At 60.4% G+C, this 17,443-nt stretch carries 9 protein-coding genes; all 9 read right to left on the bottom strand.

The window, feature by feature from the left end; genetic code table 11:
- Nucleotides 1–6: 6 nt before the first annotated feature.
- Nucleotides 7–2,235: an N-6 DNA methylase gene (locus IPM54_03925; protein ID MBK9258962.1), complete on the bottom strand. Its 2,229-nt coding sequence runs from the start codon at nucleotides 2,233–2,235 to the stop codon at nucleotides 7–9.
- On the bottom strand, nucleotides 2,232–5,939 hold the full coding sequence (locus IPM54_03920) for a hypothetical protein (protein MBK9258961.1): 3,708 nt from the start codon (nucleotides 5,937–5,939) through the stop codon (nucleotides 2,232–2,234). Before IPM54_03920 ends, IPM54_03925 begins: the two co-directional genes overlap by 4 nt.
- 946 nt (nucleotides 5,940–6,885) lie before the next feature.
- Nucleotides 6,886–7,395, bottom strand: a complete 510-nt coding sequence (locus IPM54_03915; protein MBK9258960.1) for a hypothetical protein — start codon at nucleotides 7,393–7,395, stop codon at nucleotides 6,886–6,888.
- 57 nt (nucleotides 7,396–7,452) lie between these two features.
- Nucleotides 7,453–9,333, bottom strand: a complete 1,881-nt coding sequence (locus IPM54_03910) for a hypothetical protein (protein MBK9258959.1) — start codon at nucleotides 9,331–9,333, stop codon at nucleotides 7,453–7,455.
- Complete coding sequence (locus IPM54_03905; protein ID MBK9258958.1) at nucleotides 9,311–10,750, bottom strand: alkaline phosphatase family protein; 1,440 nt, start codon at nucleotides 10,748–10,750, stop codon at nucleotides 9,311–9,313. Before IPM54_03905 ends, IPM54_03910 begins: the two co-directional genes overlap by 23 nt.
- A gap of 43 nt (nucleotides 10,751–10,793) precedes the next feature.
- Nucleotides 10,794–13,100 carry a transglycosylase SLT domain-containing protein gene (locus IPM54_03900; protein ID MBK9258957.1) on the bottom strand — a complete coding sequence of 769 codons (2,307 nt, stop codon included), beginning with the start codon at nucleotides 13,098–13,100 and terminating at the stop codon, nucleotides 10,794–10,796.
- Between the two features lie 60 nt (nucleotides 13,101–13,160).
- Entirely contained in the window at nucleotides 13,161–14,291 is a 1,131-nt protein-coding gene (gene cheB / locus IPM54_03895; protein MBK9258956.1) for a chemotaxis-specific protein-glutamate methyltransferase CheB, read from the bottom strand.
- Nucleotides 14,292–14,295: 4 nt separating this feature from the next.
- A complete protein-coding gene (locus tag IPM54_03890) occupies nucleotides 14,296–15,213 on the bottom strand; it encodes a protein-glutamate O-methyltransferase CheR (GenBank protein MBK9258955.1) in 918 nt (305 codons plus the stop codon).
- Nucleotides 15,213–17,435: a HEAT repeat domain-containing protein gene (locus IPM54_03885; protein MBK9258954.1), complete on the bottom strand. Its 2,223-nt coding sequence runs from the start codon at nucleotides 17,433–17,435 to the stop codon at nucleotides 15,213–15,215. Before IPM54_03885 ends, IPM54_03890 begins: the two co-directional genes overlap by 1 nt.
- Nucleotides 17,436–17,443: the final 8 nt, after the last annotated feature.

Raw genomic sequence — 17,443 nt, 5'->3', positions numbered from 1 at the left:
CAGTTGTCAGCTTTGTTTTGACGTCATCGACGCAGCCCACGAGGCCACGATTTGCCTTGCGGCAGGTCCAAGGTCGAGCGCATCCGCGACGAGGGCATCGAGCTCGGTTTGTTCCGACGCAGCGATACCGGCATTACGTTCACCAAGGCGACGACCGATGTTTTCGATGTTTTCGACGAGCGCTCGGGTGGGCGGCGCCGGAAGCGCCCGCAGGTGGGCAATCTTGACTTGCGGCATTCCTTGGCGAGCGTCACGATTTTGCGTGTAATGATACCAGCGAATGGGGGACGAATTGAGCCATGCGAGCAGGAAAAACTGGCTCCACGTTTCGGAAGAAAAACCCGCCAAGATCGAATTACGAAATGCACCGCCGTCGGATGGCGCTACCATGGGATATCGTGCCGTCTGCCGAACGAAAAGCCGAACGCTGCGCCATTCCGCGTCGGGGCGAAAACGTGATCCGAAAACTCGTGGATCGCAATAAAATTTCGGCGGCTTACGCAAAAAAGGCTCGATGTCGCCTCCCACGCGCACGCCCGTACGCAATGCGCCGGAGGGCGCGTCTTGCGCGTGAAGATGATGGATATCGTCCCCCATGGATTGAAATCCCCGTTCACCAAAGAGCTCGGGCGGAAATTTTGGCAGTGCCGCAAGTCGCGCGAGGAGATTCACTGCAGCCTCATCGAGGTCCGCTCGATGAATGGGCCATGGTTTTGCCATTTCGACTTCAATGGCCGCGGGACGCCGCGTCGAGAGCAAGGCCATGCTGGGTTGAAATACGTCGTCGAATACGTCCCCGAAATCAGGAAGGTCGTCGTCGCATTCGCAGAGCCGTTCGTGCGCGCGCCGCGTGGGCGCATACCCGCCCAGCTCGGACATGGACGATGGCAATACGAATCCCAACCGCCCGGAGGGACGAAGCATGGTCGCGCATCGCCAAACGAACATTCCTTGCAAGTTACGATATCCGGCGAATGCCGGATTCGTTTTCATGTAATACTTGCGCAAATCGTCGTCGAGCGGCTGCGCGGCACGACCAGCATACGAAACCCACGGAGGGTTCCCGACGAATGCATCGAAGCCTCCACGGGCAAACACGTCGGGGAATTCCCGCTCCCATACGAATGGTCGATGCCTGCGATGAAACGCGTCCGCAAAACCACGAGAAAACTGCAATTGCTGCGCTGCCGCATCCACGAGCGAATCACCGGATCGAAGATGTTCGTCGAGGAGCGGCAACTCGAATGCGTGGCTCGACGTGAGCAACCACAATGCCCAGCGCGCAAGCTCGGCGGCGCGAGGGTTCTTGTCGAGACCATACAAGCATTTTTGCGCGACGAGGCTTCGTGCGTAAAGCGTGACGTTCATTCCAGGACAAACCGAATGCGTTTGTCCCGATCGATCCCACGCAAGCACGAGTTTTTCGGCGAGATACCTGCACGCTTCGAGGAGAAATGCGCCCGAGCCCATTGCGGGGTCGCAAATACGAAGATCGAGCAGCGCTTCGGGCGATGAATCCGATGCAATGAGCGGCGCGAGCGCTCGGTCGACGACGATACGTGTGATGACGCGCGACGTGTAATGAGCACCGAGCCGCCGACGTGCATCGCCTGCGGCTTCGCGAAGGTCGACTGCGGCAGAAACATCGTAATGGCTCGTTGAATCGGCAGCGTCGAAAGCCATGAGGCCTTCGTAAAACGTGCCCAAGTGCTCGACATCGAGCTCGGCAAAGTCCACGGGCGCGCCGTCGCCGAGGAAAAGCGCGTCGAGCGTTGAAAAGACCGCAGCGTCGGAGAGCGGGGCGGCCAAAAATGGCGTGAGCGCCGGATCGAAGAGCGCAGCGGCTTCCGGCGAGCGCTTCGACGATGCGTGCATTCGGCGAAACGCATCCTGAATACGCAGCCACGCGTCGCAGCGCTGTTCGAGCGCCGCGCTTGCCGCGAGAAGGCCGTGGAGCTCCCGTAGCGTCCCAGGCATTTTGGCAAGCGCTGGAACGGCGCGAGATTCTGCAAAAAGGACGACGACGAGACGCAGGACGGCGGTAACGATGCCTGGGTAAATGGCGTTTTCTTGGCCGCTGGAGAGAGCGCCTTGGGCTTTTCGATCGGCGTCTTGAAAGCCCGAAAGAAGCGCACCGAACGCCTTGCGAGCCCGCGCGCGCAGGGAACTGGCGATGCGGGTGTCGGCGTCGGTTTTACCGGACGAAGGGGTTTGTTTGGATGAACGGGAGCTCAATGTTTCGACGAGCGGAATCGACGGCGGAGCGAGCCGATGGCAATGGCGAGGAATGCCAACGACCAACGCGAAGTGGACGACCCGACGGGATTGGTTTGGCACAGCGGACCGCCGCCGTAAAGAGCCATGTCAGCGGGGGGCGGGGGCTCCACGCATTTGCCATTTTCGCAGATCTTCGTGCCCTTGGCGCAAGGCGTGCCATTCGGCACGAACGCGTCTTCGGGGCAAATGTCCTCGCCACCGCAGAATTCGATGGCATCGCATTCGGCATCGATGCCTGTTTCTGCACCGGCGGGGCGACACGGAATGTTGGTCTCGACTTTGGAGTCGTCGGGGCACGTCGGGTTTTTCCCGTCGCACGCTTCGGCAAGATCACACGTACCGAATTGCTCGCGGCAAATCGTGCCTGCGGGGCCGACCTGGTCTGCGGGGCATTGAGCGCTTTGGCCGGTGCAAGCTTCCGGAATATCGCAGATTCCTTCAGCGGGACGGCAGAGAATACCCGCCGAGGTGAGTTGGTCCGCTGGGCAGGCATCGCTCACGCCATTGCACGCTTCGGGTTCGTCGCAGAGCCCTTTGGGTGCGCGGCAGAAAACGCCCGCTGGGGTCTTCAGGTCGGGCGGGCAATCGTTGGTCGCGCCGTCGCAGAATTCGAATTCGTCGCAAAGGCCCTTGGGCAAACGGCAAACTTGGCCAAGCGGGAGTTTCGTATCGGGCGGGCAGGCATCGGTCGATCCGTCGCACGTTTCGGCGTCGTCGCATACGCCGGCTGCGGCGCGGCATTGCGTGCCTGCAGGGAGCTTCGTATCGGCGGGGCAAACGTCATTGGTGCCGTCGCACGTTTCCGGTTGGTCGCAAACGTCCGCAGACGCGCGGCAAAGGACACCGGCTGGCGATTTCGTATCGTCGGGGCACTTGTCGCTCGAGCCGTCGCACGTTTCCGGTTGGTCACAAATGCCGGCAGAAGCTCGGCACAAGGTGCCCATGGACAGTTTGGTATCGGTCGGGCATTCGTTGCTCGTGCCATCACAAGCTTCCGCGCTGTCGCAAGCACCTATGGAAGCTCGGCATTGCGTGCCCGAAGGGAGCTTCGTATCGTCGGGACAGGTATCGCTCGTGCCATTACAAACCTCCGGAGCGTCGCACGCACCGGCGGAAGCTCGGCATTCCACGCCTGCGGGGAATTTATTATCGGCGGGACAAACGCCACTCACGCCGTCGCATACTTCGGCGGCGTCGCAAGGGCCAACGGAAGCGCGGCATGAAGTGCCGGACGCAACTTTGCCATCGGGTGGACATGCTGGAGCAATGCCGTCGCATGTTTCAGCGATATCGCATCCACCAACGGAAGCGCGGCATTCGGTTCCAGCGGGAGCCGCCGTGTCGGACGGACAATCGTTTGTCACGCCATCACAGCTTTCGGCGACGTCGCAGAGATCGGCGGCCGCACGGCATTGCGTACCGGCAGCGACTTTGCCATCGACCGGGCATTCCGTATCCACGCCGTCGCACACTTCTGCCGCATCGCAAGCGCCTGCGGATCCACGGCAAGCAAATCCGGCTTCAATGGGGGAACACGTGCCGTCGACGGATCCGCCAGCGGCTTTGCTGCACGCTTGGCAATCGTCCGTCTTGCCGCCACCGCATTGCGTGTCGCAACAAACGCCGTCGACGCAGGAACCGCTGCAACAATCCGTCGTAGCGTCGCAAGCCGTTCCATTCGTAGCGCATTCGACGAAGATGTAAACGGAGCCAGGATTCGTGGCCTTGTTTGGCTCGTCGAACGGAGCGCCCACGGCGACCGTATTTCCGGAAATACCGACGGTCCAGCCGAAGTTTTCATTGGCTATGCCGGGCGAAACGGGCAAACTATGTCGCAAAGTCCACGTGGGACCATTGCGATCGTACCAATAGGCTGCGCCCGAGTTGGACGCGGGTGCATCGGTTTGCTGAGCGCCAACGACGGCACCATTGCCTGAGACGGCCACGTGCGAGCCGAACAAATCGTTCGGCATTGGATTGGGTGCCGTCAATTCCTGGAGGAAATTCCAACTGCTCGCGCCTTTGATGAATACGTAGGCCGAGCCGGAATCGACAATGCCGCCATGGTCGTGCGTCGCCGCGGAAACGAACAGCGTATCGTTGGAGATCGAAGCCCAATAGCTGAAGAGGTCCCCTGCGGCACCATCAGGTGCAGTCAATTTTTGCTGCTCGACCCATGTGACGCCATTCGATCCGAAAACGTAGATCGACCCAGACTCATTACCTTTATCGTCGTCATACGCCGCACCGACGACCGCCGTATCCGACGAAAGGGCAACGGTGACCCCGAAAATATCGAACGTCGAACCATCGCTTGCGATCAGCTTTTGCTGCTGGGTCCACACGCCCCCCGTGCGTGAAAAAATGTAGGCAGCACCGGCCCGATCGGCCTTGTCGTCGTCACCATGGGCTCCGATCAATGCGGTATCGCCAAAAAGCGCGACGGAAACGCCGAATATGTCGCCGGGGGCGATGTCGTTGGAAACGAGTTTTGCTTGAGGCACTGGGTCCCAAACCGTGCCATTTCGGACGTACACGTATGCTGCGCCCGACGGGAGTCGCGGTGGCCCATATATCCCGAACTCCATGTCGTTGGGCGCACTGACGATCGCGGTATCGCCGAACAATGCCACGGAATAGCCGAACCATTCGCGCTCTTCCCCGTCGCCGGCCGGTGGCAAGAGCTTGGCCTGCTGCGTCCAAACGCCGTTGTTCCGAACGTAAACATAGGCCGAACCAGCCTCGAACCCCATTTCGCTGCTCTTTGGCGCACCAATGAGCACGGTTTCGCCCGAAAACGCCAAACCATAGCCGAATTGTCCGCCAGGCACGTTGTCAGGCGTGGGGATTTTCTGTTGCAATATCGCAATCAAGGGATCGACGTTCAATGGATACGTCGCGCCGTGGTCGTCCACATGAATGGCGATCGCGCCCGACTTTACGGTCATCCACGCGGGCAAGGTTTTACCATCCGCATCGCTCACATACAGGTGCGACATGACGAGCACGGTTTTTCCGTCGACCCCGACGAGCTTGATCGTTTCACCACGGCTATCCGCGTCGTCGAGCTCCGGACGAAGATCCCCGCCCGTCATCATTTGAATGACTTTCGGCCCCTGGCAATTCGGTGCCTGGTCGAGGACAAACCCTTGCTCGATACCGAACGGCCCATTCAAATACCATTCTTGAATTTCTGGCCGCGAAAAACGAATTCGATTCCCTTCCGCGTCGACCGTGGGTTCGGCAAGTGAAACCAGCGCGTCTTCGCAACCGACAGCCGTCGTTCGGAGAGAAAAGGACCACGATGCATCGGGAGGCGAGAGATCGATACCGCCACTGTTCATCGCCCCTTCGAACCTGTGAACAGGGTTCGTTATGCGAAACTCACCCGCTCCGATGCTCCGCGCCGCATAACTTTCCGGAGCACCTTCTTGAATGCTGCGAATGTGCGCTGCTTGAAGCTCAGGAGGAATCTGCTTGGGTGACCGCAATACGGGACGGGGCAAAAACGGAGGCGCCGCAGACGTCTGCGATTCTTCGTCCCATTCCTCCGAAACCCAGTCGGGACTCTCCGCCCCACACGCCGCAATGGACGCCATTGCCGAAAACGCCAACGTCCAACGAAGAAAGCTTCGGCCTTCTAACCTTGTACGTCGAATCATGAGTCACCTCGCCGAAAATAACTGAATACCAAGGGAAAAGTGATCAAGACGACTCATCCTTTCCAAAGGTTCAGCATAGAGGTCGATGCAGTGCGTTGAAACGGGGACGCGATGTGACAAGTCACGGTAACAGATGAGTTGCAGGAGGCGCGAAGAAAATTCATTCGAAGTTGCCTGGATCCGTCGATTTCTTCAAACCCGCGGAAAATCCGCGAAAAATTGGGCCTCTGCCTTTCGCCCCGCATCCGACGACGACCAAGGTAGATTTCAGTTCTACGAGATCTCAAGATTGCAAGCAAAACCGGACGTGCACGTTTGTGCGGTAATTCGAGATTCCGGTCGCCGCTGAAAGCAATGCCACAGTTGGTACTCATTGACCCTCGACACATACCCTTCTCAATGCCGCCTGCTCGTATCCACCCATGCCGCGTGTGAACCGGCTTCTGCACATGCAAAAAGCGCCGACGGATCCCGTTCGATGGCTGCCGCCGACCGCCCACCATCGTTCGGCTCGATTCCTTAACTGCTCCATGCCTGTTCACTCGACCAGCCAGGGAGCACAAAAGCGCCCCCAAACCCCAGCCCAGGAGCAAATTCAGGCTCTTGCAGCGGGTGAAAACGGCTTCCCCGCAAACCCAGGCCCTGAATGAAAAATTGTTTCACCGTGGGCATTGTCCCCCGGAGAACCCCTCGAGGACCAAATTTTCGACGTCGCATTTCGCGAAAACACTTCGCCACCGCAGAAACCATCGATGTCAAAACCAATCCGAACGCCCCGCCGAGGGACGTCGAATCGTTTGCTGGTTCACGTAAAATGCATCACGCCGTGAATGGCCCGCCGGACGGCTCATGAACAAAATCGCACGCGACACGGCGCCCTGAAAGAAGCGGGGAGTGGCAACTTCTTCGTCGCAAAACGCGCGAACATGCGCGTGCCAATGCAGAATCAATCTTCGTCGTCAACGTCCTCGACGACTTTGCCGTCGCGAAGCACACATGCGACGTCGAACCCGTCGTCCTCGAACGCCTCCGCAACATCGTCCATCGACGCTCGCTCGTGAAATCCAAACTCGATGGCGTCGGTCGAACCAAGCACCATCTGCAGCGCATCGCTTTCGGCCGCGGCAAATGAACGCAACACATCCATGATGGATCGCGACAAAGCAGGGGGCACGGGCCTTTCAGGGTGCTTGTCGAAAAGCGTCATGAAGTCGGCATCGTCCTGAATCATGAACCAGACGGGCCGATCGCCATGCTTGCGAAGTAGCGCCGGATCACCAAACCCTTTGAGATCCGACAAACGCCCGAGAACCACGCAAGGAACGTCTTCGCCTTCGTCGCCTTCGTCGTCCAGCTCTTCGCCTTCGGCATCGCCGAGCGGCGCGTCGTCATCGTCGAGGATCACTCGTGATTTGTCAGGTTTTGCAGGGCCCATGAGCTCTTCGATGAATGCCACAAGTGCGAAGGTTCGTCGAGACGATAACACCCTCGAGCTCGCTCTTGGTCGCCGAAGCTAGGGCACGGGCAATCGTTTGACGACCAACTTGTCGGGCGGTGTTGCGTCGACGAGCGCGACGCGCATGAATTCGAGCAGGACACGCTTTTCGTCCACGGATAGGCTCAGCTTGCGTACGTCGGGATCTTGGTTCGGCACGGACAAACCGAGCCCTCGACCACCACCTCGATCGTAGAAGTCGACGACTTGTTCGAGCGTGCGGTACGCGCCGTGATGAAAGTAGGGAGCCGTGCGCACGACGTTGCGCACCGTGGGCGTTTTGAAAGCATGTTCGTCCGCGGCGCGATGCGTCACGGATCCGCGGCCGAGATCAGGATCGATCGTCGTCGCGTCTGGAGCCGTGGGAACGCCGAGCACCGCGAAGATCGGCACGGCAAAGTCGCGCGGACGCGAACCTCCGAACAGCGGCGGCACATGACAACGTGCACAACGACCCTTGCCTGCGAAGACGTCGAAGCCCGCGCGAGAAGCGGACGACAAGGCGCCTTCTTCACCGCGAGCGAAGCGATCGATGTCCGCATCGGTCGGGACAAACGCGCGAGCTTGAAAGGCCGAAAGCGCGCGCGCAACGACGTCCGGCGTCACCTTCGGCGCCGCGACGGCCGCGAAGAGCGGACGCAGCTCGTCGGCTCGCTCGAGGACGCGGACGATTTCGTCATCGGACAAACCCATCTCGGCCTTGGCATGGATGACGCCAAGCGCTTGACGTTCAGCGGTGAGCACTCGGCCGTCCCACAAATACGCGGCCTGCAAGGAACCATAAAGGAGCGTGGGCGTGTGGCGCAGTTTTACCGATGGATCCAACGATTGGGGTCGAGCAACCGCATCGGACAAACCTTTTTCGGGGACATGACACGTTGCGCACGCCCTCACGCCACCCGTCGAAAGTCGTTTGTCGAAAAATAACGCGCGCCCCAATGCCACCCATGCATCGGCCAATGCATCGTCACCCACATTGCGGAGAGGAACGGTAAAGGCAGATACGGGTTCGTCGATTTCATTGGGCGTCGCGCTCACGCGCGGGCGATACGGAAGTTTTACCGAAAGCCCGGCGCTCGTTGCCAAGCGACGCAGCGCGACGCCGAGTTTGCCCGTCATCAGGACAAACGATGCGCGATCTTCGAATACGCCCGGCGAAACTGCATCGTCCAATCGTTTTCGCAAGGGCGCAATCTGCAACGTGACGGCGGCCAACGTTTCGGCGGTTTTTCCCGCAGCCGACGCCGCCAAAATGTCGGCACCACGTTCGATGAAATCGAGTGTTCCGAGGCAATCCGCAAGAACCGCGGGCAAACCATCGGGAAGACCGGGGTTCGCTTCGGCCGCGAGCAAGCCAAGGTCATACGCCGCGGTCGACAATCCCTGAGCGACGATCGATGGCGAAAACGCGATGGTCTTCGAGGTTTCGACAAACAGTCGCAAAGGGGCGCCCAGGGTATCGAGCGCTTCGCGTGCTGCTTTTGGATCGGTTTGCACGAGCGCCGCGTCGAGCCGAGAAAGAGCGCCCCCGGCTTCATCGACGGATCGCAATGGACCGAAGATGACTTCGCCGGCAAGCATTTCCCGGCGGCGCCAAAGAGGAGCCCCGGCGGCGAGCGCCCTGCGAAAAGCGAGGTAATCGCGGTCGTCCGGAGAAACGGTGTCTTTCGACAAACGGGCAATGAGCGATGAATGCGCGTCGAGTGCTCGGCGGGCGGGATCACCTGCCAATGGCGCAAAGGGTAAAACGGGCAGAGGGGTAGCGTTCGCGAATGAGCTGGACGAGCGTGGTGCAGATGCCCCAGCATCCGGTGCAGAAGCATCGGGCGAAGCGCTACGGCAACCGGATGCAACGAGCGCGAGCCCGAAGAGCAGATTACGGATCGAAGAGGGCTTCACACGCATCGAGTTTGGCTTGATCGACCGCGGGCGGGAGCGCAATCGTGGGCGGTGTGGCATGAGGCGGGTTTTCGAAGTCGAACATTTCCCACGGTGCTTCGGCATTGGCATCACGATTCGACAAAGCAGGCATTTGGAACCGCGCTTCGATGAAGCGAACGATCGACGTGTGGTCGTACGTGCGATGATCTACGTAATGCTTTTTGGCGTAGGGTGAAACGACGATGAACGGAACGCGCACGCCGAGCATGTCGAATTTGGCGTCGGTATCACCGGGCTCGAGATCCGGAGCGATATCGTCAGGCGGGCATGCTTTGGGCGGCGCAACGTGATCGTAGAACCCACCGTGCTCGTCGTACGTCAAGAAAAACGCCGACTTGCTCCATTGCGGGCTCTTGGTGAGTGCATCCACGACGGTTGCGACAAACTGTTCTCCGAACATGGGAATGGCCGGTGGATGCTCGTCGTTCTGATCATACCCTTCGCGCGCGATGCCTGGATCGACGAAGGCGACGGACGGTAGCGTACCCGCAGCAGCATCCGCGAGGTAATCGGCGAACGTGCCGAAGCGTTCCGGGAGCTCCTGCCTGAACTTGATGAATTTGTCGGTTAAAACGCCAAGTCCCGGTGACGTCGAATAGTAGATTTTCCAGGATACTTGACGCTGCTCCAAATAGTCGAAGAGCGTATTACCCGACGTCACGATGGTATTGTGCGCTGCTCCAAAAGAGGATGCCGCATAAAGATACATGCGGTTCGGCCACGTGGGACCAGCCATGGACGAGAAGTATCGGTCGCCAATGGCGAATTCATTGGCGAGCCAATAATAAAACGGCAAGTCCTCCGATGTGTAATAGCTGAGCGCTCGTTTGCCAGAACGATACGCTTCGTTCATGTTTGCGCCCGCAGGAAGCTCGTGCCACCCGTCGTTGGTCGCAAAAAACCCGTCCATTTGGCCGCCATTGATTTGTTCGTGCGTGCCGGTCCATTCGTGATTGGTATCGACCAAACACAAATCGGTGTCACGGAACGGAGCCACGGGCATCCCATTGGCATCGGGATTGGTGTAAGTTTCCGGCGCGACGTCGGCATCGGGTTGACCATATTCTGGGAGCTTTTGGAAATAATGGTCGAACGAGCGATTCTCCATCATGACCACGACAATGTGGTCGATGGGAATCTCTTTGCCGTAAGGTCGCGATTCGCCCTGCGTCTCCGCCGGAAGCGCTCCTGCCGTGTACGTACATGCAGCTCGCGCCGTTTCCGCTTCGGTATCCGCGGGCGGAACGACGTCACGATTCCATTCGGCCGGCCCAGGAAGCACTTCGGGCGGTGCTTGCTTTTCATCGGGCACCGTACAGCCAAGGGTTTGCCAAGTGGAAAGAAGCGCAAGGAGAAGAAGCTCGGGCCGACGCATGAAAGCATCATGCCCACGAATGGCCGAGCTGGCTAGTGGAAAGTTAGTTGGGTCGAGCGGGAGGCGAGGGCGCGTCTTTCGGCTCTTTCTCGTCCTTGGTGTCTTTCGCCAATACCGTGGGACCCGCTTCCTGCGACGATTCGCTCGATGCAGATGCTTCGGGAGCATCGTCTTTCGGCTTGGCGGACGCAGCTTCATCGCCATCCGCAGGCGCTGAAGGATCCCCTTCGGCGAGGACCACCGGAAGCGGCCGGTCGGGCTTTTCCTCGATCGGTTCGGGCTCGGCCGGAGGCAGCGCTTTCGGCGCGGTGGGCTTCGGGGCCGCAACGTACACGACCACTTTGTCACCCGCCGAGAGCGAGCTGGAGCGTGATCGATGATTGATGCGTTCGAGCATTCCCAAACTGAGCCCAAACCGCTTCGACAAACCTCGCCAGGTATCCCCCTGCGCAATGGCGACTTCAATGCGCTTGCGACCTTTGAGGCTCTCGAAATGTTCGAAAAATTCCGGCGAACCGACCGCAAGCACGCGCGCATTTTCTTCTTCCGTGACGAGCGCATGCGAAAACGTTGCCGCTTTCGGAACGAACGCTTGCAGAACCATTCCATCATGAAGTGCAGCCGAAATGTCGATTGCATTCCAGCGGCAAAGATCCGCGAGCGAAACGGATAATGCGAGGGCGACGTCACGCGGCGTATCGCCGGCGACGACGCGATAAAAAATACGCCGGCGATCCGGATACGTAAATGTTTCGGCCGGAACGACGACGACCGGCTTGGCTTCGGGCGTTTCCGGGCGAGTCGCCGCACCTCGAGCATTGGCAGGGACGAGCAGCACGGTGCCCGGACGAACCTGCTCGCCAGGCCGGAAACCATTGAGCGACAAGATGGAGCTGCGCGTGGTATGCCACGCCGACGCAATGTCCTCGACCGATTCGCCCCACCTCACGACGTGACGATCGAGCTTGTCCTCGCGTTGGGCGAGCGCCGTGACCGCTTTGGCGGTAGAAGGCCCCGTGCCCGGAGGAACTCGGACGACATATGCCGCACTGCTTTCGGTGCCCGCAGGGAGAGGCGGCGTGCGACCAATGGGATATTGTGGATTGAGCGCTTCGACGGCGTCGATATCGGCTCCTGCAGCATTGGCGACGACCTTGAGCGAAACTCCGGCGCCAACGATAACCTTGTCGAACGTGGCGGCTGGATCGAGCTCGACACCATCGCAACCGAATACGGCGCAGTTTTTCGCGACGATCGCCATGGCGAGAATCTTGGGCACGTACAGGGCAGTTTCGAGCGGCAAACCTGCTTCGAGACGACCGAGCTCCCAAAAGTCGTTGGTGCCATATTTGCGAATGGCGGCCAAGAGCCCACCGTACCCCATGTTGTACGCGGCAAGAGCAAGCTCCCAATTGCCGAAACGCTTGTGCAAATCGGAAAGGTATCGCGCCGCTGCAATGGTGCTGCGCTCCGGATCGAGCCTTTCATCGACCCAGCGATCGACGGTGAGGCCATAAATGTGCGCTGCCCCCGGCATGAATTGCCAAAGACCCGCCGCGCCCACGGGCGAATGAATGGTGGGATCGAAACCACTCTCCACGAGCGCCAGCCACAGCACATCCTCGGGAACGCCTTGTTCACGCAGCGTGCGCCGAACGAATGCCCCATAACGACCACTCTTTTTCACCCAGCCCGCAACCATCGATCGACCACGCGGGTTCGTTTTGTAAAACTCGAGGTAACGAATGACGCGAACGTCCCAGCGCACGGGAATGTCCGGAAGCTGCAGCTTGCGAAGCCAGGTGAGGTCACTCGAAGGCGCTGCAGCAGCAAGCAGCGGCGGCAGCGGAGCCTGCGGGGGCAGCCCCGATGCTACGAGGAGCGGCGCGTCGCGATGAAGGCGCAAAGGTTCTTCGGAAGGCCAAGGCGATCCTGCGCCCGGCGCCGCAGAAAAAAGGGCCAGGTCGACCTCGCGAAGCGCTCGCAGCTCGGGCGATTCCTCCACGGAATTGTGCGGTGTCGTCGCAACGCCGGCAATCACGCGCCGTGCATGTTCGTTCGGAGCACCCGGTTCGCCGGGCTTGCGCGTTTGCGGGGGGGAATGCTTGGCAGCGGGTTTTGCCGCGGTCGGTTTGTGCGCGGGTTTGCGCGCCGCAGGCTTGCTCGAAGCAGGTTTCTGCGCAGGCTTTGGTTTTGCGGGGCGCTTGACCGCAGCCCTCGGTTTACTCGCCGGCTTGGAAGCCGTTGCGGCGGGCTTTTTCGCTTGAGCCAACACGGGACAAGCCGCGAGCACCGACGCGACAAGGACGCTGGCGAAGGCAAAAACTCGTGCGGAAGTCAAAAAGCGCATGGCCCTATGGCGATGATCTCACATGCGCCGGGGCCTTGGTCAACTTTCTGGATGGGGTTTTTACTGAAGCTGTGCGATGTAATCCGCGATCTGCGGCAGAGGAAGGCTTTCGTTGACGATGCCCGCGCGCACGGCTGCTCGCGGCATGCCGTAAACGACCGCCGTTTCTTCGCTCTCGGCGATGACCGTGCCTCCACCAGCTCGAATGGCGCGCGCGCCCGCAACCCCGTCGTCGCCCATGCCCGTGAGAATGACGCCGTATGCGCGCGTCCCGAGCGGACCAAGGCTGCGCAAAAGCCGATCGGCGCTGGGGATGTATCGATCGTGCTGCGAAGGCTGCGTGACGCGCAAACGAACTTCGTTCCACCCAATGCCGCTCGGGTTGGGGCTGATGACGACCTCCATGCACATTTTGCCAGGACAAATGAAGGCTCGACGCGCCGTCACGAGATCACCGTCTTTGGCTTCCGTCACGTGCAAAGCACTCTTGCGATCCAGGCGTTCGGCGAAGGTTTTCGTGAACTTGTCCGGCATGTGCTGCGCAATCACGATGGCACCAGGATACTTGTCGGGGACGCGACTGATGATATCGAGCAGCGCGGTCGGTCCTCCCGTGGACGAACCAATGCCGACGATGAAACGCGCCGCAATGTTCGGCGGCGGGCGAAGCGCTGGTGCATCGGGTACCAGGGGCGCTTGCGGAACGGGCGGCGGCGGAACGGGGGTCGGCGGCGGAAACGCGGGCCTCGGCGACTGAGGAACGGTATTGGCAAGCGGCGCCGAGAGCGGGCGCAAATACCGGACGAGAAGCACTTTTTGCAGGATCTCGCGGCGCAGAGCGGCATCGGATGCAGCCGTGCCCGTAGGTTTGGCGACGAAGTCGACCGCACCGAGCTCGAGCGCTTTGAAGACGTTGTCCTTGTGGCTATAGGACGAGACGACAATGACGGGCATGGGCTGCTTGACCATCAAGATGCGGAGGAAGGTAAACCCATCCATTTTGGGCATCTCGAGGTCGAGGGTGATGACGTCGGGTTTGAGCGCGAGAGCAAGGCGCAGCGCCTCTTCACCATCAGCCGCTTTGGCAATGACCTCGATTTCGTCACTACCCTCGAGAATGTCGGCGATATTTCGGCGATTGGCCGGAGAATCGTCCACGACGAGAACTCGGAGCGAACCCGTTTTGACCACGGTATTACCCTTGCCTCTGGGAAAGTGTGCTCATGGTGCTCCGAATGCCGGCATTCTGCATCGCACCGAAGCGCGAAGCCGACAGAGGTTTGCGATAGACGAGATCCTCACGCAAGTGAACGAGCTCGAATGCCGTCGTCACGTTGAGAAGCGACTCGGAATGGCCGAGAAGCAAATATCCGCCCGGTACAAGACGATCATACAACATGTCGATCACCCGACGACGCGACGCGTCGTCAAAATAAATGAGAACGTTGCGACAAAGAACGATGTCGACGCGCCCGACGACGGAAGCTTTTACGGGGTCGAGCAAGTTCAAGTGACCGAAGTGACACCAAGGTCGAAATTCTTCGGTGACGTGCAACCCGTCGGGCCGTTCGACGAAATATTTTCGTTTGAGGTGCGTGGGAATGGTGCGAAATGACGCTGGACCATAAACGCCGCGACGCGCGTGAGCGATGCATTTTCGCGAAATGTCGCTTCCGAAGATGCGCACGTCCGTTCCTCCGGACAAACCGGCTTCGCAGACGGACATGGCGATCGAATAAACTTCTTCGCCCGTCGAGCACCCAGCGCTCCAAATGTTGATGTTCGTGCGACAAACGGGGGGTTTTTGCAAGAGCGGAATGATTTCGTTCTGCAATGCGGACAATTGATAATCTTCGCGGTAAAAATACGTTTCATTGATCGTGACGAGATCGATGGCTTCGTCGAGCTCGGCTCGGCCTTGATCCGAAGAGCGCAAGAGCTGATGATATTCGCCAAATGAATGTAGGCCGTGAAGGCTCAAACGTTCGCGCAAACGCCGCTCGATGACCGGGCGCTGCTCGGGTGTGAGCACGATTCCGCAATGACGATTGATGAGATCGCGGAGCAACCGGAACTCGTCCGAAGCAAGGCGAATCTCGTCGGCAAAACGCATCACGATTCGCTCACGCTCCTTTCTCCGCGAAAGCGAATGGAGGAAAGAGCGCCTTCGAGCGTGCTCTTCAAATTCAAATCGCGCTCGGCGGACGTGCGCTGCGCCAATCGCTCGCGTAGAGCTGGATTGTCGCTACCAGCCAGGATTTCAGCCGCAAGTGAACGGACATCGAGCGATGGGTGATCAAGACACGCGAAGATTTCGTTTCCCAAAGGTCCGGTGGTTTCGAGCTTCAAAATGGCTGCCTTGACAACCGCATCGTCTGGATGGCGCAGCGCAGCCGAAAGCGCTGATTGACGACCTGGCGTGCCTCGAGGCAATTGCCCAATGGATTCGACGGCAGCAATGGCAACGATTCCATCGGCTTCGCGAGCAAGAGGCGCAAGAACGGATAGAATCGCCGTTGCCGCTCGGCCCGATGCAGCGTCTTTCGCATCGAGCGTCAAGTCCTCACCAACGGAGCGAATGGCCGTGGCAAGAAGCTCGGCATCCGTCGAGCGAGTCACGATGTCGATGGCGGCACGCAGTGACGATGGCTCCGCATCAGGGTCGCTCGAATCGCGAAAACAAGCCTTGCGTCCGACGAATCCCAGCGCCCTTGCCGCGGCGATTTGCACTTCGCGCACATCGTCGGTGAGCGCAAGCGAGATCCCGCGCACTGCAGGCTCGCCGCCCATTTCGGCCATGGCTTCGATGGCTGTACGGCGCGTGCGCGGCTGTTCGGCTGCTGCAGAGCGTGTGAGCAGAGCCATATCGGACGACGACGAAGGCCGCGTCGAAGCGCGAGGAAGCGCAGCGAGAGCGCCGATGATCACGGCGGCCCTGATGGCATCGTCGGCGTGACCCTGGAATGCGCGTTCCGCAAGCGCATCGGCAATGCGGCGCGCTCTCGCAGGGTGACGGCTCGTCAAAGTGGACAGAGCAGCTTCCGCGGCATGGGCAATGGGCTTCGACGACGACGTGACAAACCGTGCCGCAAGCTCGAGGTCGTGCTCGCTACCGAGCCTGGACAATGCGCACAAGGCGCTGGTCGTGACGCGCCGATCGCCTTCTTCCGCAGCCGAGCGCAATGCATCGACGAGCGCAGTCGCGGACGATTCGGGAGCGTCCGACGAATGCGCAATGGCCGCGGCAGCTTCGATGAGTGCCGCACGTACGTCAGGAGAAAACTTCGGTGACCCAGATGGGGGCGCAATGCATGCAATCAGCTCGGGCAGTGCCTTGGGGCCAAGCACGCGCAGCGCGCGATCCGAAAGTTCGCTGAGAAGCTCGTCTTCCAGTGCATGCGCGGCCGCATCGACGACACCCGGCGCTGCCGCAATTGCAGCGAGCAGCAGTGCATGGCCGCGATGTTGCGATTCGACGGCCGCCGAGCTCGCGACCCGTACGAGCCGCTCGCGGAGCGCCGGCCCTTGGTCAGCGAGCGCCGCGGCGATGCGCGGCAGGAGGGGGCCTTCGGCAAGCCGTGCAAGCGCCGCCATGGCCAGCATGAAGACGTGACCACGCGCCCCGTGCAAGGTGCGTGCAATGACTGCCGGTGCGCGCGGATCCTCGGCCATCGCTGCCGCAGTGAGAGCCGCCGTGCGCAACGTCGGGTGTTCGACGAGCGGTTCGAGGCGATCCCACGGAACGACGGCGCCGAGTGCATTGAGGCCTTCGAGGGCCGCGAGTTGGCAAAAGGGGTCGTTGCCTTCGAGGTTCTGCAGAAGCAGCCTTTGCGCTTCGACTGGAACGAGTGGACCAAGGCGCGAGATGGCTTCGACGGCGCCTTGACGCACGTTGCTATCGGGGTCGCGCATGGCACGAGCAAGGATGCCGAGCGCCTGCGGATCGCGCGTCGCACCGAGCGCTTGCACGACGAGCTTGCGGCCATCGGCATCGAGCTGTCCAAGTGCGGCCGAGAGCGGCCCCGTGGCGGACGCGCCGCAACTGGCCAAGACGTCGACGGCGGCATTGCGCAAGCCAACGTTGTCTCCGGGGTCGAAGAGGCGAATCATCGCGCTGACGAGCGACGGTGCCGGGACAAACGCTCGAGCTGCCAGCGTTGCCTCTTTGCGCACACGCCAATCGGCATCACCGAGCGCACGGACGAGGAGCGGAAGCGCATCATGAATGAAGAGGTCGGCGAGCAGCGACGTGGCCTGCCGGCGTTCTTCCGCGTCCGACGCATCGAGAGCGGCGGCAACGAGGTCGAGCGAAACGGCAGCGTCCGGGGTCGTCAAGGCAAACT

Source organism: Polyangiaceae bacterium, assembly GCA_016715885.1.
Lineage (GTDB): Bacteria > Myxococcota_A > Polyangia > Polyangiales > Polyangiaceae > Polyangium.
Note: the sequence above shows the minus strand (reverse complement) of the source record. Positions and strands in the feature narration are given on the sequence as shown.

Excerpts from the sequence above, each read along its gene's own strand:
- IPM54_03905 (MBK9258958.1), bottom strand. The coding sequence starts at position 10,750 with ATGCGTCGGCCCGAGCTTCTTCTCCTTGCGCTTCTTTCCACTTGGCAA.
- IPM54_03920 (MBK9258961.1), bottom strand. The coding sequence starts at position 5,939 with ATGATTCGACGTACAAGGTTAGAAGGCCGAAGCTTTCTTCGTTGGACG.
- IPM54_03890 (MBK9258955.1), bottom strand. The coding sequence starts at position 15,213 with ATGCGTTTTGCCGACGAGATTCGCCTTGCTTCGGACGAGTTCCGGTTG.
- IPM54_03900 (MBK9258957.1), bottom strand. The coding sequence starts at position 13,100 with ATGCGCTTTTTGACTTCCGCACGAGTTTTTGCCTTCGCCAGCGTCCTT.